This is a genomic window from Klebsiella sp. D-Nf1 (genome assembly GCF_002810515.1).
In the GTDB taxonomy this organism is placed as follows: domain Bacteria; phylum Pseudomonadota; class Gammaproteobacteria; order Enterobacterales; family Enterobacteriaceae; genus Klebsiella; species Klebsiella variicola.
Window position 1 is genome coordinate 803,757 of record NZ_PIOK01000001.1, and the last position, 17,065, is coordinate 820,821.

The window sequence follows — 17,065 nt, forward strand, 5'->3', positions numbered from 1 at the left end:
TTCCAGCTAACACCGCGTTCGGAATAGATTAATTGTTATCAATGTAAAAGGGAAGTATATATTTAATAACATTCAGCACGTAAGGAAAATAAGGTGAAAACACGTTATCTCGGAAAAGAGAAGTTCCAGGTTTCCGCATTGGGTCTCGGGTGTATGGGAATGAGTTTCGCCTACGGCGGTGCCGAGGAGTCGCAGGCGATTAATACGATTCATGCCGCGGTGGACATGGGCGTGACCTTCCTGGATTCTGCCGAAGTGTATGGCCCTTTCGATAATGAAGTCCTTGTCGGGAAAGCGATAAAAGGTATCCGCGATAAGGTGCAGATTGCCACCAAGTTTGGTTTTCGTATTTTGCCGACCGGCCAGGGACTGGAGCGCATGGCAGGCGTCGACAGCCGTCCGGAACATATTCGCGAGTCAGTGGAAGGGTCGCTGAAGCGGCTGAATATTGAGACCATCGATCTGCTCTATCAGCACCGCGTCGATCCGGCGGTGCCGGTGGAAGACGTGGTGGGCACCATGGCCGACCTGGTTAAAGAGGGTAAAATTCGCCATATCGGACTGTCGGAAGTCTCAGCCCAGACGCTGCGCCGGGCCTGTAAGGTGCATCCGATTACCGCCGTGCAGACGGAATACTCGCTGTGGACCCGCGAGCCGGAGGCCGGTATTCTCAACGCCTGCCGCGAGCTGGGGGTGGGCTTTGTCCCATACAGCCCGCTGGGGCGCGGCTTCCTGACGGGAAAAATCACCGATCCTGGCGTCTTCGCTGAGGATGATTTCCGCCGCAATCTGCCGCGCTTCCAGGCCGAGACCATGCGCAAAAACCAGCTGCTGCTTGAGCGCCTGCAGCAGGTGGCCACGCGCTATGACGCGACTCTTGCGCAGATTGCCCTTGCCTGGGTCATGAGCAAAGGCGAGGATATTGTGCCTATCCCGGGGGCGAGGAAAATTGCCCATCTGCGCGATAATGCCGGAGCCGCGAATATTACCCTCTCTCCTGAGGATATTCTCACCATCGAACATATTTTCACTCCCGATAACGTCACTGGCTTACGCTATAACCAGGGCGACTTTAACTTAATCGAAAAATAACCCCCTGAATACTATTCTCCCGCCGCCCTGGCGGGAGATGAGGTTACTTATGACTATTGCTGTTTCCCGTTCGGCGGGATTGCCTGCGGCAGTTTATGCGCTTTCCGTGGGCTCATTTGGTATTGGTACCACCGAATTTGTGATTATGGGATTATTACTCGATGTGGCCCATGATTTTCATATATCCATTACGCTTGCCGCCTGGTCTATTACCGCTTATGCCTGTGGGGTGGTGATTGGCGCGCCGCTCCTCACACCGCTATTAAGCCGCTACCCCAAAAAACCGGCGTTGTTATTTCTGATGATCTTATTTTCCATCGGTAATTTAGGTTGCGGTATTGCCGGTAATATGACCATGCTCATTATTTTCCGGGTAATAACCGCCTTAGCTCACGCCTCATTCTTCGGCATCAGTTCGGTCTATGCCGCGGAGCTGGCGCAGGTGGATAAACGGGCTTCGGCGGTCTCCGCCGTCTTTCTCGGCGCCACCCTGGCCAATATTCTGGGCGTGCCCCTCGGCGCCTGGGTAGGGCAATACCTTGGCTGGCGCTACACCTTCTTTATGGTCACGCTGATTGGCATTCTTTCCGCCCTGGCAGTCATTGCCCTGGTGCCCGGCCGTCAGGCCCAGCCGGCGGTGCAGAGCCGGATCCGCGACGAGCTGAAGGTGCTGCGCCATCCGACGGTGCTGCGCAGCCTGCTGATCACCGCGCTCGGGTTTTCCGGCGTCTTCGCCGCCTTTACCTACATTGCGCCAATGCTGAAAACCGTCACCGGGATGAGCGACCATCTCATTCCACCGGTGCTGGTGCTGTTTGGCGTCGGGATGGTCGCCGGGAATCACCTCGGCGGCCGCCTGACCGACGGTGGGGTCCGCCGGGCGCTGCTGCTGACCCTGGCCTTGCTAATCGTCGTCCTGTGCCTCTTTCCGTTCGCCATTCAGACGTTACCCGGCGCCTGCGCGGCGGTGTTTCTGCTGGGGGCGGCGATGTTCTCCACCATTCCGCCGCTGCAGATGCAGGCGCTGGACAGCAGTGAGACCGGCAAAAGCATGGTCTCCTCGTGCAATATCGCCGCCTTTAACCTCGGCAATGCCGCTGGTGCCTGGTTTGGTGGGCTGTTGCTCACCGCCGGCGTCTCCCTCTCGCATATTCCCCTGGCCGGTGCGTGCCTGACCGCCAGCGGATTTGTTATCGCTAGTGTGACGTTGTCACCTTTAAAAGGAAGTCAAGCATGAAGTATCGGTATTTAGGTTCCACCGGGCTGTCGGTGTCGGAGCTCTGTTTTGGCGCCATGACGTTTGGTGAGAAAGGGGCCTTTCTCGGCGCGCCGGGACGCAACTGGTCGGAATTCGGCGTGGTGCCTGAGCATACGGCATACGATCTGGTGTACAAAGCGCTGGACGCCGGGATTAACTTTTTTGATACCGCGGACTGTTATAAAAATGGCCAGGGCGAAGAGCTGCTTGGCAACGCGCTGAAGGGGAAACGCCAGCAGGTGATTATCGGCACCAAAGGACGCTGGCAAACCGACCCCAATCCGAACGCGCTGGGGGCGTCGCGCTACCATATTATTAATGCCGTCGACGCCAGCCTGCAGCGGCTGAAAACGGATTATATCGATATCTATCATCTCCACGGGTTCGATCCGCGCACCGCGCTGGAGGATACCCTGCGGACGCTGGATGCGTTGATTCGCGCCGGGAAAATTCGCTACATCGGGGTCTCCAACTATGCGGCCTGGCAGCTGGCGAAGGCGCTGGGGATCTCAGAGCGCCTCGGACTGGAAAAATTCTGCGTCTATCAGGGCTATTACAATATCGCCGCGCGTGAACTGGAACATGAGATTATCCCGCTCAGCGTCGATCAGAACGTCGGCATCACCGTCTGGAGCCCGCTGGCCGGGGGCTTCCTCACCGGTAAATACCCTCGCAATCAGGTGTTTCCTGAGGGCAGTCGGCTGGCGAACGCCACCCCGTTTGAGTCGGCGCCGATCGCCAATCGTGAACAAGCCTGGCAGACCCTGGAAGTGATGCAGGAGATTGCCCGTCAGCGCAACGCCAGCGTGGCGCAGGTGGCGCTCAACTGGTTGCGTACTCGCCCAGGGATCACATCGCTGGTGATCGGCGCGACCAAACTCGCCCAGCTGGAGGATAACCTGGCGGCACTGAACTGGACGCTGAGCGACGAGGAGGCGGCGATCCTCAACAGCGTGAGCGAAAAAGAGAAGCCTTATCCCTACTGGCATATCTGCAATGTCGCCGGCGATCGCCGTCTGGCCGACGATATCTACCCCTAACTCACCCTGCACCCAGGCAACACGCGTATGCCCCCTCCGGGGCATACAGAGAGGCTCGATCGTGAAAAAAGTACTCATTGTTGGCGCCGGCCCGGTAGGGTTAATCATTGGCTGCTATCTGAATAAGTATGGAATTGATTTTGATATTATTGATAAAAATACACACAGCACCACCTGGTCCAAAGCGCTGAGCGTCAGTCCGGCGACGATTAAAGCCTTCCACGGCTTAGCCCTTGCCGGGGAACTGATCGCCCAGGGCAAGCAGGTTCAGTCAATTTACGCCTGGTATAAAAACCGCAAATTTCTGCACATCGATAACCGCCATCTCCCCACCTGCTATCCCTTCCATGTCAGTATCCCGCAGCCGCGGACGGAGAAGATCCTTGAAACGGCGCTGGCCGAGGCCGGTCAGCAGGTGAAACGCGGGCATCAGCTGGTCTCCTGGCGGCGGGAGGAAGGGCGCTATCACGTCTCTCTGCTCGACGATGCCCGCCGGGCCTGTTCCGCTACCTATGACTATATTATCGGCGCCGACGGCGCGGCCAGCACCGTTCGGGAGCTGGCCGGGATTGGCTTTAGCGGCCATGATTACCCGCTGCATTTTGTGATGGCGGACGTGCAGTTCGCCAGCGCGGCGACGCTCCCGGGAACCTCCTACTATATTGACGAGCAAGGCTTTCTGATCTTTCTGCCCATGCCGGACAATCAGGTCAGGATCGTGATTAAAAGAGCCGGTCGATTACCGTCGCCGCGTCCGGTGCCGGATCTGCAGGAGATCAACGTGGCGCTGGCGCGCTTCTGCCCCGAGGTTCCTCCGGCGCAGGCGCTGACCTGGTCCTCCAGCGCTAACTTCTATAACCGGATCGCCGATGACAATCTGCAGCACAATATCATGCTGGCGGGCGATGCTTTCCATCTGTTCAGTCCGATTGGCGGGCAGGGGATGAATACCGGTATTCAGGATGCGATTAACCTGGCCTGGAAGCTGGCCTTTTACCTGCATGGCGTCGCCAGCGACCGGCTGCTGGCATCCTATCGCACCGAGCGCTTCGCCGCGGTGAGTGGCGTGCTGCACGCCACCGATCACGATACCGGCTTGATCGCCGGTCTGGTGCCGAATAATCATATCGACGCGGTCTACTTTCCGGAGTTTTGCAACCGTCACTATTATCGCCACCAGCTGCCGCTGCAGTACGCCGGCTTTGCCGCGCCGCAGAGCGCTCACCCGAACGGCCTGATGGGCCACCATGTCCCGTGGTACGTCTTTACCTCGCCGCAGGCGAGGTTTCGCAACAGTTATGACGCCTTCGCCAGCGGTAAGGTCGTGGTCTATTCCGCGCGCGTCGACTGTCCTCCCTTATCCCGCCTGAAACATAGCGGCTGGTTTATATTCTGCGCCCTTGACCCGGCGGACGAGGCGTTTCTCGAGGCGCTACAGATTGGCCGCGATGACTATGCGGTGATCAATCCCGATGGCTATGTGGGCTTTACCGGCAGCGAAGCCGGGACATTGCAGTATCTTTCCTCGCTCTACGTAATGGAATAATCATGAATAAAGTGTATATCGTCGCGGCCTGCCGTACGCCGGTGGGGCGCTTTCTTGGCGCCCTGAAAACGGTCTCTGCGGTGGAACTGGCCGCGCTCACCGTCCGCCACAACCTGCAGCAGGCCGGGATTGACCCGGCGTGGATTGACGAAGTGATCTGCGGCAGCGTCCTCTCTGCCGGACAGGGGATGGGGCCGGCGCGTCAGGTCGCGCTGCGGGCCGGGATCCCGGTGCAAAAGCCGGCTTACACCCTGAATATGATCTGCGGTAGCGGCATGAAAAGTATTACCGAGGGGGCGATCCATATCCAGAGCGGTTATGCCGACCTGGTCGTCGCTGGCGGGATGGAAAACATGAGCCAGGCGCCGTTTTTGCTGCGGGGAGAGATAAGGGGCGGCATGAAATTTGGCGCGTTCAGCAGCGAGGATCTGATCCAGAGCGATGGCTTAACCGATCCGCTGTTGCATATTCCGATGGGGGAAACGGCGGAGGCCATCGCCGCGCATGAGCAGATCTCGCGCGCAGAACAGGACCAGTACGCGCTGGACAGCCATCAAAAAGCCTCCGCCGCCAGCCGCGCCGGCCATTTTGCCGAGGAGATAGTGCCGGTGACGGTCAGCGCGAAGCGGGGCGTCAGCGTGGTCCGCGAGGATGAGCAGATCCGCCATGACCTTAGCGCCGACCAGCTGGCGGCGCTGAAACCGGCTTTTCGTCGCGACGGGAGCGTCACGGCGGGCAACGCCTCGGGGCTGAACGACGGCGCGGCGTCAGTGATCCTCGCCTCGGCGCGCGCCGTTGCGCAGTACGGCCTGCGGCCGCTGGCTGAGATAGTCTCCTTCGGCGAGGGCGGTGTCGACCCGGCGATGATGGGACTTGGGCCGCTGCCGGCCATGACGTGCGCCCTGCGCCGCGGGCGTTTTCAGCTCAGCGATATGGCGCGACTGGAAATTAACGAAGCCTTTGCCGCGCAGGTGCTGGGGGTGGTCAAGGGGCTGGCCCGAGAGCATCAGATGACGGCGGAGGAGATAGCCGCCCGCCTGAACGTCAACGGCGGCGCGATTGCCCTCGGGCACCCGCTTGGCAGTTCCGGAACCCGGATTGTCGTGAGCCTCCTGCACGCGCTGCGCCGGGAGAATAAACCGACCGGCCTGGCCTCGCTGTGTATCGGCGGCGGGATGGGTATTGCGTTAATTGTGAAAGCGATCTGAGGAGACAAGCGCCATGGAAAAATTAATTGTGGTGGGTGAGAAATTTACCGATTTTGCCCGGCGGCATCAGCATGTGCTGACCGTCAACGAGTTTGAGCGTTTTGTCTGGAGCGGCGAGCTCGCAGGCGTCGATAAAATCGTCATTGGTCAGGGCGTGCAGCTCGACGACATCTCCCGCACGGTCTGCATTATTCGTCAGCACTATCCGGATAAAATCCGCCAGATCGTCAATCTGCAGGATCTCTATTATCAAAACAACCGCGATCATCAGCGGCTGGTGCATAAACGTAAAAAAGAGAACATCCTCATTACCTCGCCGGAAAAACGCGATGAAGATAGCTATTGCGCGCGTCTGATCCTGCAGGACGCCTCGGAGCTGCTCTGTGACCACCAGACCGGGCAACATATTCAGGGGATGGTGCTGATCGAGGCGGCGAGGCAAACCATCATCGCCACTTCGGAGAAATTTCTGCTGGCGGAGGCGGGGGTTGCGATGGACGAGAAGTACTTCACGCTAAGCTCGCTGCAGGTGGCTTTTTCCAGCTTTGTTTTCCCGCTGTCGGTGACCATTGTTCTGAATGTGGTGTCGCGCAAAAGCTCAGCCCACGGCCGCTTTACCTGCGAGTGTTCGGTCGGTTTTGACCAGACCGGCACCCGCAAAGCGGAAGTCGGCTTTAGCTTCAGCGTCTACGACCTGACCTACATTACTCGTAAGGAGTGTGAGCAGGCGGCGCTCTGCCATCAACATTATCTGGTCAGTATTGAGCAGGGGGACGGGGATGAGCATCGCCTTTTTTGACGTGGATGAAACCCTCATCAACGGCAAGAGTATGTTTCTGTTTCTGCACCGCTATGCCTGGGAGTATCCGCTGCAGTGCGGCCTGACTGCCGCAGCGATTGTCCAGATGGTGCAGGGTCTCAGCAAGGCAGGCAGTTCGCGTGAGGCGATCAATCGCTACTACTATTCGCTGTTTCGTCATGAGCCGCGCGCCCAGGTGCGGGCGGTCGCTGAGTCACTGTATCGCGAAGGGGGATATGGTTTTCACCGTGAGGTGGTGGCGATCCTCAAGCAGCATCAGGCGCGGGGGGATGATGTGGTATTTGTCTCCGGGTCAATGACCGACATTCTCTGGCCAGCGATGGCGGCGCTGGGGGTGGAGCATGCTCTGTGTTCAGAGCCGGTGGTGGTTGACGATCACTATACCGGGGAACTCTGGCGGACCGCCATTGGCGAACATAAGGCGCTGCATGCCCAACGCTACGCGCAGGAACAGGGCCAGCCGCTGGCGGCGTGCTATGCCTTTGGGGATCATATCTCGGATCTGCCGTTGCTCGCGCTGGTTGGGCACCCCTGTGCGGTCAATCCGTGCGCGGCGCTGCTGGCGGAGTCGCAGCGTCGGGGATGGCCGGTGCTGTGGTCCACCGGCAGCTGACGGTACAATAGCGAAAAAAAGGGGGGCGGCGCTACGCCACCCCCCTGATTCAGTCCCTGACGGGGATCAGCCCGGGTAGATGCCGCGGTCTTTACGCGCCATCAGGATGCGCTCGCAGGCCACGATATAGGCGGCAGTACGCAGCGTACACGCTTTCTCGGCGGCTTTATCGCAGACGTGAATGATGGCGTCGGTCATGATGCGGTCCATCTTGGCGTTGATCTCCTCTTCGCTCCAGAAGAAGCTGGCCATGTCCTGCACCCACTCAAAATAGCTGACGGTCACCCCGCCGGCGTTGCAGATGACGTCCGGAACCACGATCACACCGCGTTCAGCCAGCACGTCGTCCGCTTCCGGATAGGTTGGGCCGTTGGCCCCTTCCAGCACCAGTTTGCAGCTCAGCTTCTCCGCGCGCTCGCGGGTGATTTGCCCTTCCAGTGCCGCCGGGATCAGGATGTCCATCGGGGTGGTCCAGAAAGCGTCTTTATCGATCTCCTGGGCGCCCGGGAAACCGGCAATCTGCTTTTTCTCAGCCTGCCAGGCGGTGAGGGCGGCCATATCAATCCCGCCTTCGTTATACAGGGTCGCGGTATGATCCTGAATGACCACCACGCGGGCGCCGACGCCGGCGAACAAGCGGGCTGCTTCGCTACCGACGTTACCAAAGCCCTGCAGCGCCACTTTGGCGCCTTCAATTTCGATACCGGCGCGACGAGCCACTTCCCGGCCGGTGACAAATACGCCACGCCCGGTGGCCTTTTCACGGCCGAGGGAGCCGCCGAGGTGGATCGGTTTGCCGGTGACCACGCCGGTAATGGTGGTGCCATGGTTCATGGAGTAGGTGTCCATCATCCATGCCATCACTTTACCGTTGGTGCCGACGTCCGGCGCCGGAATATCTTTCTGCGGCCCGATAATAATGCCGATTTCGCTAGTGTAGCGGCGGGTCAGACGCTCCAGTTCACCTTCTGACAGTGAGAAGGGGTCGACGCGAATGCCGCCTTTGGCCCCGCCGTAAGGAATATTGACCGCGGCGCACTTAATGGTCATCCAGGCAGAAAGTGCCATGACTTCGTTGAGATCGACATCCGGATGGTAGCGAACACCACCTTTACCCGGCCCACGCGACAGATTGTGCTGAACGCGATAGCCCTCGAAGTGGCGGATGGTGCCGTCGTCCATTTGCACAGGAATGTCGACGATCAGCGCACGCTTCGGATGGCGCAGGGTTTCCACCCAGTAGGCAAGATCGCCGAGATAAGGCGCGACACGGTCGATCTGGCGCAGGTAGGTGGTCCATGGAGATGTACTACTTTCAGATGCGTAAGATAACTTTTCCATAAGAGTCCTGTTTCTCAGTGTTATTTATGTCGTGTAAAACCGTGGAATAGCTACAGCAGTAAACTCTGTGCAATGAATGGTATCACCAATTTTATAAAGCGGTATTTGACGGCAATTCCGATTTTTAAATTTTTGTTAGATTTTTTATTTTTTAAGTGAATAACTACGCACGCCAACCACCTACAAGCTGTGCATTTTAATTCACTTTTTATTCACTTAAGTGCATAGAAAAATATTTTTTCTATGTTTTTCATTATCTTGATGATCTTCAAAAAGTGAATAAATTGCTTCCACCCGTATTGACAATCTTATTGTTCACAGGCCAGCATTAGGCCACACAACAACATGACGTTAACCATGAATTAACAAATACCCGCAAAATAAATAGGGCTTATTTTTCCTGTGGTGAATATTTTTGCCATCACAGCGGGCGCGCTCGTGTCCAAAATAAGCCGAGGGTCAGGGTTAATGTCGATTGTCCAACGCGGCGGGAGCGTTTTCCGTCGTCTTACGTTCCGGAGATGAATGATGTCAGGCACTATGACTCGCGAAGATTTTGACGCTTACCTGGTTCCCTGTTTTGCCCCCGCGCCGTTTATTCCGGTCAGGGCGGCGGGTTCCCGCGTCTGGGACCAGCAGGGGAAAGAGTATATCGATATGGCGGGCGGCATTGCGGTGAATGCCTTAGGCCATGCCCATCCGGCACTGGCCGAGGCCCTGCAGGATCAACTGGCGAAGCTGTGGCATATCGGCAATGGCTATACCAACGAGCCGGTGCTGCAGCTGGCGAAAACCCTCGTGCAGTCGACCTTTGCCGATAAGGTGTTTTTCTGCAACTCCGGCGCCGAAGCCAACGAGGCCGCTCTCAAACTGGCGCGGAAATACGCTCACGATAAGTTTGGTGGTGAAAAAAGCGAAATCATCGCCTTCAACCATGCCTTCCATGGCCGGACGCTGTTCACCGTCTCCGTCGGCGGCCAGCCGAAATATTCCAGCGATTATGCTCCGCTGCCGCAGGGCATTACCCATCTGCCCTATAACGATATCGAGGTGGTCACCGCGGCCATCTCTTCACGCACCTGTGCGGTGATCGTCGAGCCGATCATCGGCGAAGGCGGCGTGATACCCGCTGACCCGGCGTTCCTGCAGGCGCTGCGCACCCTCTGCGATCGCCATCACGCGACCCTGATATTCGATGAGGTGCAGACCGGGGCGGGCCGTACCGGCCATCTCTACGCCTACCAGCACTACAACGTCGTCCCGGACATCCTCACCAGCGCCAAAGGGCTGGGGGGCGGCTTCCCAATCGGCGCGATGCTGGCGAAAGAGGCCTGGGCGCAGGTCTTCCAGCCCGGCACCCATGGCACCACCTTCGGCGGCAACCCGCTGGCGGCGACCGTCGCTAACGCCGTGCTGGCCCATCTCGATGCGCCGCTGCTGGCGGGCGTTGGCGAGCGCCATGCGCTGATTGTTGACCAGTTGAATGCGATCTCTGCCCGTTACGATGCGTTCAGCGCCGTGCGCGGCACCGGTCTGCTGATCGGCGCTGAGCTGGCGGGGCCGCTGCGCGGCAAGGCCAAAACGTTGACCAACCTGGCGGCGGAAGAGGGGCTGATCGCCCTGATTGCCGGCCCGGACGTGCTGCGCTTCGCGCCGGCGCTCAATATCCCGCTGGCGGATATTGCGGAAGCCTTCGTGCGCCTTGATCGCGCCGTTGCCCGCTTAACCCGCTAACCGGGAGGATGGCCTGTGATGCTATTTCGTCCCGTACGGGAAAACGATCTCGACGACATCGTCCGCCTTGCCGCGCGGGCGGGGGTCGGCATGACCTCCTTACCGCATGATGCCGGGCGCCTGGCGGCCCGTATCCAGCGCAGTATCGAGACCTTCGCCGGCGAACTGCCGCGCGGTCAGCAGGGTTTCCTGTTTGTGCTGGAAGACACCGCGCTGGCGCGGGTGGTGGGGGTGAGCGCCATTGAGGTCGCGGTGGGCCTGGACGAGCCGTTTTACAATTTTCGCATTCAGAAAACGGTTCGCGCCTCGAAAGCGCTGGGAGTTTATAAGCCTCAGGAGCTGCTTAATCTCAGCTATGACCACACCGGGCACAGCGAGCTGTGTACGCTGTTTCTCGACCCGGCCTATCAGCGCAACCGCAATGGTCTGCTGCTCTCCAAGGCGCGCTTTTTATTTATCGCCGCCTTTCGCGAGTGGTTTTCCCCGCACCTGTTTGCCGAACTGCGCGGCTGCAGCGATGAGCAGGGGCAGTCGCCGTTCTGGGATGCGCTGGGCCATCACTTCTTTGACATCCCGTTTGCCGATGCCGACCGGCTGACCGGCACCGGCATGAAAACCTTTATTGCCGAACTGATGCCGGCTTACCCGATCTATATCTCACTGCTGCCGGAAGCGGCCCGCGAGGTCATCGGTCAGGTGCATCCCAATACCGCCCCGGCGCGGGCGATCCTCGAGAAAGAGGGATTCAGCTGGCGCGGCTCGGTGGATATTTTCGATGCCGGTCCGGTGCTGGAGGCGAACACCGATCAGATCCGCGCCGTGCGCGACAGCCAGTGCCTGCCGGCCCAGCAGCTGATGGGCGCCCTGCCGGCGCCGACGCTCGTCGCCAACGGTCAGTTCGACAATTTCCGGGCGCTGCTGGTGGCCCACGAAGAGCAGGTCTCACTGGATGCCGCCGCGCTGGACGCGCTGCAGGTCAGTGACACCGACCGCGTTTATACGGTAACCCTGAATCCAGAGGAAAACAGATCATGGCGGTAAAAGCACAGTTTATAGCCGGGCAGTGGCTGGCGGGCAGCGGCGCAACGATGAGCAAACTGGCCCCGGAGGATCAGTCGCTGCTGTGGCAGGCGGCCAGCGCGGGTGCCGACGACGTCCAGACGGCCTGCGCCGCGGCGCGCGCGGCGTTTTACCCCTGGTCGCACCGGCCGCTGGCCGAGCGTATTGCCGTGGTGGAGCGTTTTGCCGCGCTGCTGGAGACGCATAAAGAGGCGCTGGCGACCCTGATTTCCCGGGAGACCAGCAAGCCGCTGTGGGAGACCCGCACCGAAGTGCAGGCGATGATCGGCAAGGCCGCGATCTCCATCGAGGCCTATCACCAGCGGACGGGCTTTCACGAGTCGACGCTGCCGGACGGAAAAGCACAGCTGCGCCACAAACCGCACGGTGTGATGGCGGTCTTTGGTCCCTACAACTTCCCGGGCCACCTGCCCAACGGGCATATCATTCCGGCGCTGATCGCCGGGAACACCATCGTGTTTAAACCCAGCGAGCTGACGCCGGCCACCGCCGAAATGACCGTCCAGCTGTGGCAGCAGGCGGGCGTCCCTGACGGCGTGATCAATCTGCTGCAGGGCGGAAAAACCACTGGCCAGGCGCTGCTGGAAAATCGTGATATCGACGGCGTACTGTTCACCGGCAGCGCGGCGGCGGGTTTCCACTTCCATCGCTACTTCGGCGGCCAGCCGGAGAAGATGCTGGCGCTGGAGATGGGCGGCAACAACGCGCTGATCGTCGCCGACGTGGCCGATGTCGATGCGGCGCTGCATGTGATTATCCAGTCGGCGTTTATCTCCGCCGGACAGCGCTGCACCTGCGCGCGCCGGCTGATCGTGCCGCGTGGCGAGCAGGGGGATGCGCTGCTGCAGCGGCTGGTCGCGGCCAGCGCGCAGATCCGCGCCGGCAAATGGGATGACCAGCCGGCGCCGTTTATGGGCGGGGTGATTTCTCTCGACGCCGCGCAGAACATGCTGGCGGCGCAGCAAAAACTGGAGGGGCTCGGCGGCAAGGTGCTGCTGCGCATGCGCCAGCCCGACCCACGTTCCACGGTACTGACGCCGGGGATCGTTGACGTCACCGGTATCGACGTGCCGGATGAAGAGTACTTTGGCCCGCTGCTGACGGTTATCCGTTATGACGACTTCCCGGAGGCCATCCGCCTCGCCAACCAGACCCGCTATGGCCTGGCCGTCGGGCTGATCTCCAGCGATGCGGCGCAGTTTGACCAGCTGGCGGACGAGGCGCGGGCCGGGATCGTCAACTGGAACAAGCCGCTGACCGGCGCCTCCAGTAAAGCGCCGTTTGGCGGGGTGGGCGCCTCCGGCAACCATCGCGCGGCAGCGTGGTACGCCGCCGATTACTGTGCCTGGCCGATGGCCTCTCTGGTCAGCGATACGCTGACGCTTCCGGCGACGGTATCGCCGGGCCTGCCATTCTGATAACGGATCCTGTGAGGACATATGTCTGGTTTTGAAGCAAACTTTGATGGCCTGGTCGGCCCGACGCACCACTACGCCGGACTCTCCGTCGGCAATGAAGCCTCGCAAAATAACCGCGATGGTCTCTCTAACCCTAAAAAGGCGGCGCTGCAGGGGCTGTATAAAATGAAAGCCCTTGCCGATCGCGGGTTCGTGCAGGGCATTCTGCCGCCCCAGCCGCGGCCGAATCTGCGTCTGCTACGCGAACTGGGTTTCCAGGGCAGCGATGAGCAGGTTATCCAGCAGGCGGCCCACGCGGCGCCGCAGCTGCTCTCCGCCTTCAGCTCCGCCTCGTCGATGTGGACCGCCAACGCGGCGACCGTCTCACCGTCGGCGGACAGCACCGATGGCAAAGTCCATTTCACCGTCGCCAACCTGAACAATAAGCTGCACCGTATGCAGGAGGCGCCCACCACCTCGGCGATCCTGGGCGCCACGTTCGCCGATCCGCGCTACTTCGCCCACCATGCGGCGCTGCCGCAGCATGGCGACCTCGGTGATGAAGGGGCGGCCAACCATAACCGCTTCTGCCGGGAGTATGACCGGCAGGGGGTGCAGTTTTTTGTCTACGGTCGACGCGCCAGCGGCGGGATCGCCCCGGTGAAGTATCCGGCGCGGCAGACCCTCGAGGCCAGCGAAGCAGTGGCTCGCCTGCATCAGCTGGATCCGCGCTACACGGTGTTTGCCCAGCAGGCGCCGCAGGCTATCGATCGCGGCGTGTTTCATAACGACGTCATTGCGGTCAGCAATCGCCATGTGCTGTTTCACCATCAGCAGGCGTTTGTCGATCAGGCGACGGTGCTGGCGACGCTGCGGGCTAAAAGCGCCAGTCTGGATATCCCGTTCACCAGCGTGGAGGTGCCGGACGAGCGGGTGTCGCTCGATGACGCCGTGGCCTCATATCTGTTCAACAGCCAGCTGCTGAGCAAACCCGACGGCAAGATGTTGATCGTGGTCCCGGAGGAGTGCCGCCAGCGGGAAAACGTCTGGCGCTATCTGAGCGACCTCGCCGCCGACAGCGCATCGCCGATCGATGAAGTGGCGGTCTTTGATCTGCGGGAAAGCATGCGCAACGGCGGCGGCCCGGCCTGTCTGCGGCTGCGGGTGGTGCTCAACGAGGCTGAACGCCAGGCGGTCAACGCGCATAGCCTGATGAACGACGAGCGTTATCAGCAGCTGACGGCATGGGTGGAAAAACACTATCGCGACCGGCTGCACGCCCGCGATCTGGCGGACCCGCAGCTGCTGCGCGAGGTTTATCAGGCGCTGGATGAGCTGACGCAGATCCTGCGCCTGGGCGCGGTCTATGATTTTCAGCGTTAAGGAGCGGCAGATGGAGCACCTGGTTAACGATTTACTGCACTGCCGCCTGCAGGAGTGGACCTTCCCGGCGGGCATCGAGGCCCGCTGGCTGGGCGAGGGGATCCTGCAGTTGCTGCCGACGGCGCCGTGGCGCCAGGCGACGATCCTCTCCGCGGGCGTGCATGGCAATGAGACCGCGCCGACGGAGCTGCTGCTGCAGTTGATCCACGATCTGAGCCAGGGGCGGCAGCCGCTCACTCAGGCGCTGCTGATCGTCTTTGGTAACCTGCCGGCGATCCGCGCCGCGCGCCGCTATCTGCACAACGACCTGAATCGCCTGTTCGGCGGCCGCCATCTGGCGGTCACCCCGGGGAATGAGTCGCGGCGGGCTTTTGCGCTGGAGCAGGCGGTGCAGGCCTTCTATCGCGCCGCCGATGCGGCGGGTCCGGTCAACCGTAGCCATCTCGATATGCACACCGCTATTCGCGGGTCGCTGTATCGCCAGTTTGCGCTGCTCCCGGCCCACGCGGGGGATTTTTCTTCCGGCTTCTATCAGCTGTTGCAGGCCAGCGGGATGGACGCCATCGTGCGGCATACCGAAGCGGGCGGCACCTTCACCCATTTCACCTGCGAAAAGTTTGCCGCGCAAAGCGCCACCCTGGAGCTGGGGAAAGTGATGCCGTTCGGCGCCAACGATCTCAGCCTGTTCGCCGCCACCGACGCGGCGATCCGGGCCTGGATTTCTGACGCGCCGCTGCCGCCGCGCGACAAAGCGCCGGTGGATTACTTCCTGGTCGAGGAGAGCATCATCAAGCGCGAGGGGGAATTTACGCTTAATCTCGCGGCCAACGTTGAGAACTTCACCGCGCTCCCGGCGGGGTACGAAATTGCTCGCCAGGCGGAGAAACGGTGGGTGGTGCAGGCCCGGGCCCCCTATATCCTCTTTCCCAACGCCGGGGTTGCCACCGGTCAGCGCGCCGGGCTGCTGCTGCGCGCTGCGGCTCTTCGCCTCCCACAACCAGCCTGAGGAAACACCATGACTGAACATCAACATCAGGCGTCACCTGCCGCCGGAGGTGAGGACGCGTCACAGCTTAAACGCGGGCTCGGCGCCCGCCACATTCAAATGATTGCCCTCGGGGGCGCTATCGGCACCGGGCTGTTTATGGGGGCGGGGCGCAACATCGCCGTCGCCGGAACCTCGATTCTGGTTATTTACGTGCTGGTCGGGTTCTTTACCTATATGGTGATGCGGGCGATGGGCGAGCTGCTGCTCACCCGCCATGACTACCGCTCGTTTGCCGACTTTGTCGGCGAGTATCTCGGGCCGCAGGCGAGCTTTTACCTCGGCTGGACCTACTGGCTAAGCTGGGTAGTGACCTGTATCGCCGACGTGGTGGTCTGCGGGAGCTATATGCAGTACTGGTTCCCGGAACTGTCGGCATGGATGCCGGCCCTCAGCATGCTGGCGATCCTGTTCCTGCTTAACCTGCTGTCGGTGAAAATGTTTGGCGAGGCGGAGTTCTGGTTCGCCCTGATCAAGGTGATCACGATTATCGCCCTGATCGGCACCGGCGGCTGGATGATTGCCACCGGCTGGACTTCTCCGGACGGCGTGACGGCTTCTCTCAGCCATCTTACCGACCCGACGGCCTTTATGCCTCACGGTATCATCGGTTTTTTCGCCGGCTTCCAGATAGCGATCTTCTCCTTTACCGGCATTGAGTTGCTGGGCACCATGACGGCGGAGACCCGCGATCCGCAGCGCATTTTGCCCAAGGCGATCAATGCTCTGCCGCTGCGGATTATCATCTTCTATCTGCTGTCGATGGTGGTGATCATCGCCGTCGCTTCCTGGCCGGGGGTATCGGCGGAGACCAGTCCGTTCGTGACGCTGTTTGCCAAGGCCGGGCTGCCTGCCGCCGCTGCGGTGATTAACTTCGTGGCGCTAACCTCGGCGATGTCCTCGGCCAACAGCGGCGTCTTCTCCAGCACCCGCATGTTGTACGGCCTGTCGGTGGAGAAGCATGCGCACTGGCAGTTTCGCATCCTGTCGCGCAATACCCGCATCCCGGTGCGTAGCCTGCTGTTCTCCTGCTTCTGCATGCTGATCGGCACGCTGCTGCTGTTCCTGGTGCCGAACGTGATGACCCTGTTCACCATCGTCTCGACCCTGGCGGCGATTATGGTGGTGTTCAGCTGGGGGATGATCCTCGTGGCCTATCTGGTCTATCGCCGTCAGCGTCCGGACCTGCACGCCGGGTCGATCTTTAAGATGCCTGCCGGAGTGGTGATGAGCTGGGTGAGCCTGCTGTTCTTCGCCTTCGCCATCTTCATCATGATCTTTGACCCGGACACGCTGCTGGCGCTGTTGGCTTCTCCGCTGTGGTTTATCGCGCTGTGGGGCTTCTGGAAGCTGAAGCAGCGGCGTGAGGGGCAGCTGACGCTGGATAACCAGAGCGCCTGACACTCGCCGGCCAACCTGGCCGGCTAAGCAGGAGGTGAAGACGTTACGTCTGTTTCTGCCCGGTGGCGGCTGGCGCCTTACCGGGCCTACTGTCTTACCGGACCTGG

At 60.5% G+C, this 17,065-nt stretch carries 14 protein-coding genes and 1 pseudogene; 13 read left to right on the forward strand and 2 right to left on the reverse strand.

What is annotated here, in order from left to right; genetic code table 11:
- The first annotated feature begins 93 nt into the window (after positions 1 to 93).
- The 7 genes from CWM54_RS03895 to CWM54_RS03925 all read left to right on the forward strand — a co-directional run bounded on the left by CWM54_RS03895 (position 94) and on the right by CWM54_RS03925 (position 7,577).
- Positions 94 to 1,092: an aldo/keto reductase gene (locus tag CWM54_RS03895; RefSeq protein ID WP_100696047.1), complete on the forward strand. Its 999-nt coding sequence runs from the start codon at positions 94 to 96 to the stop codon at positions 1,090 to 1,092.
- A 49-nt stretch (positions 1,093 to 1,141) separates the two neighbouring features.
- On the forward strand, positions 1,142 to 2,329 hold the full coding sequence (locus tag CWM54_RS03900) for an MFS transporter (protein WP_100696049.1): 1,188 nt from the start codon (positions 1,142 to 1,144) through the stop codon (positions 2,327 to 2,329).
- Positions 2,326 to 3,390: an aldo/keto reductase gene (locus tag CWM54_RS03905; RefSeq protein ID WP_100696051.1), complete on the forward strand. Its 1,065-nt coding sequence runs from the start codon at positions 2,326 to 2,328 to the stop codon at positions 3,388 to 3,390. The genes CWM54_RS03900 and CWM54_RS03905 overlap by 4 nt, the downstream gene beginning before the upstream one ends.
- 61 nt (positions 3,391 to 3,451) lie before the next feature.
- Complete coding sequence (locus tag CWM54_RS03910) at positions 3,452 to 4,936, forward strand: FAD-dependent oxidoreductase (RefSeq protein ID WP_100696053.1); 1,485 nt, start codon at positions 3,452 to 3,454, stop codon at positions 4,934 to 4,936.
- 2 nt (positions 4,937 to 4,938) lie between these two features.
- Positions 4,939 to 6,144, forward strand: coding sequence for an acetyl-CoA C-acyltransferase (locus tag CWM54_RS03915; protein WP_023297522.1), 1,206 nt, complete (start codon positions 4,939 to 4,941; stop codon positions 6,142 to 6,144).
- A gap of 13 nt (positions 6,145 to 6,157) precedes the next feature.
- Positions 6,158 to 6,943 carry an AfsA-related hotdog domain-containing protein gene (locus CWM54_RS03920; RefSeq protein WP_100696055.1) on the forward strand — a complete coding sequence of 262 codons (786 nt, stop codon included), beginning with the start codon at positions 6,158 to 6,160 and terminating at the stop codon, positions 6,941 to 6,943.
- Positions 6,924 to 7,577, forward strand: a complete 654-nt coding sequence (locus tag CWM54_RS03925) for an HAD family hydrolase (RefSeq protein WP_100696057.1) — start codon at positions 6,924 to 6,926, stop codon at positions 7,575 to 7,577. Before CWM54_RS03920 ends, CWM54_RS03925 begins: the two co-directional genes overlap by 20 nt.
- A gap of 66 nt (positions 7,578 to 7,643) precedes the next feature.
- Here the strand turns inward: CWM54_RS03925 and CWM54_RS03930 are convergent, their stop codons facing one another.
- Positions 7,644 to 8,918, reverse strand: a complete 1,275-nt coding sequence (locus tag CWM54_RS03930; protein WP_061154764.1) for a Glu/Leu/Phe/Val family dehydrogenase — start codon at positions 8,916 to 8,918, stop codon at positions 7,644 to 7,646.
- Positions 8,919 to 9,130: 212 nt separating this feature from the next.
- Positions 9,131 to 9,277 (reverse strand): annotated as a pseudogene (locus tag CWM54_RS28355) (hypothetical protein).
- 169 nt (positions 9,278 to 9,446) lie between these two features.
- On the opposite strand from CWM54_RS28355, the gene CWM54_RS03935 reads away from it, so the two are divergent.
- The 6 genes from CWM54_RS03935 to CWM54_RS03960 are packed head-to-tail and all read left to right on the forward strand — an operon-like array spanning position 9,447 to position 16,958.
- Positions 9,447 to 10,652 (forward strand): bifunctional succinylornithine transaminase/acetylornithine transaminase, encoded by a 1,206-nt coding sequence (locus CWM54_RS03935; RefSeq protein ID WP_100696059.1) that lies wholly within the window; start codon positions 9,447 to 9,449, stop codon positions 10,650 to 10,652.
- Positions 10,653 to 10,670: 18 nt separating this feature from the next.
- Positions 10,671 to 11,693: an arginine N-succinyltransferase gene (gene astA, locus CWM54_RS03940; protein WP_165785129.1), complete on the forward strand. Its 1,023-nt coding sequence runs from the start codon at positions 10,671 to 10,673 to the stop codon at positions 11,691 to 11,693.
- A complete protein-coding gene (gene astD, locus CWM54_RS03945; RefSeq protein ID WP_100696063.1) occupies positions 11,684 to 13,150 on the forward strand; it encodes a succinylglutamate-semialdehyde dehydrogenase in 1,467 nt (488 codons plus the stop codon). Before astA ends, astD begins: the two co-directional genes overlap by 10 nt.
- 21 nt (positions 13,151 to 13,171) lie before the next feature.
- Entirely contained in the window at positions 13,172 to 14,512 is a 1,341-nt protein-coding gene (gene astB, locus CWM54_RS03950) for an N-succinylarginine dihydrolase (RefSeq protein WP_100696065.1), read from the forward strand.
- A gap of 10 nt (positions 14,513 to 14,522) precedes the next feature.
- Positions 14,523 to 15,518 carry a succinylglutamate desuccinylase gene (gene astE, locus CWM54_RS03955; protein WP_100696067.1) on the forward strand — a complete coding sequence of 332 codons (996 nt, stop codon included), beginning with the start codon at positions 14,523 to 14,525 and terminating at the stop codon, positions 15,516 to 15,518.
- A gap of 9 nt (positions 15,519 to 15,527) precedes the next feature.
- Entirely contained in the window at positions 15,528 to 16,958 is a 1,431-nt protein-coding gene (locus CWM54_RS03960; protein WP_061154759.1) for an amino acid permease, read from the forward strand.
- Positions 16,959 to 17,065 lie beyond the last annotated feature (107 nt).

Excerpts from the sequence above, each read along its gene's own strand:
- astD (WP_100696063.1), top strand. The coding sequence starts at position 11,684 with ATGGCGGTAAAAGCACAGTTTATAGCCGGGCAGTGGCTGGCGGGCAGC.
- astB (WP_100696065.1), top strand. The coding sequence starts at position 13,172 with ATGTCTGGTTTTGAAGCAAACTTTGATGGCCTGGTCGGCCCGACGCAC.
- CWM54_RS03915 (WP_023297522.1), top strand. The coding sequence starts at position 4,939 with ATGAATAAAGTGTATATCGTCGCGGCCTGCCGTACGCCGGTGGGGCGC.
- CWM54_RS03930 (WP_061154764.1), bottom strand. The coding sequence starts at position 8,918 with ATGGAAAAGTTATCTTACGCATCTGAAAGTAGTACATCTCCATGGACC.
- CWM54_RS03920 (WP_100696055.1), top strand. The coding sequence starts at position 6,158 with ATGGAAAAATTAATTGTGGTGGGTGAGAAATTTACCGATTTTGCCCGG.
- CWM54_RS03935 (WP_100696059.1), top strand. The coding sequence starts at position 9,447 with ATGTCAGGCACTATGACTCGCGAAGATTTTGACGCTTACCTGGTTCCC.
- CWM54_RS03900 (WP_100696049.1), top strand. The coding sequence starts at position 1,142 with ATGACTATTGCTGTTTCCCGTTCGGCGGGATTGCCTGCGGCAGTTTAT.
- CWM54_RS03905 (WP_100696051.1), top strand. The coding sequence starts at position 2,326 with ATGAAGTATCGGTATTTAGGTTCCACCGGGCTGTCGGTGTCGGAGCTC.
- astA (WP_165785129.1), top strand. The coding sequence starts at position 10,671 with ATGCTATTTCGTCCCGTACGGGAAAACGATCTCGACGACATCGTCCGC.
- astE (WP_100696067.1), top strand. The coding sequence starts at position 14,523 with ATGGAGCACCTGGTTAACGATTTACTGCACTGCCGCCTGCAGGAGTGG.
- CWM54_RS03925 (WP_100696057.1), top strand. The coding sequence starts at position 6,924 with ATGAGCATCGCCTTTTTTGACGTGGATGAAACCCTCATCAACGGCAAG.
- CWM54_RS03960 (WP_061154759.1), top strand. The coding sequence starts at position 15,528 with ATGACTGAACATCAACATCAGGCGTCACCTGCCGCCGGAGGTGAGGAC.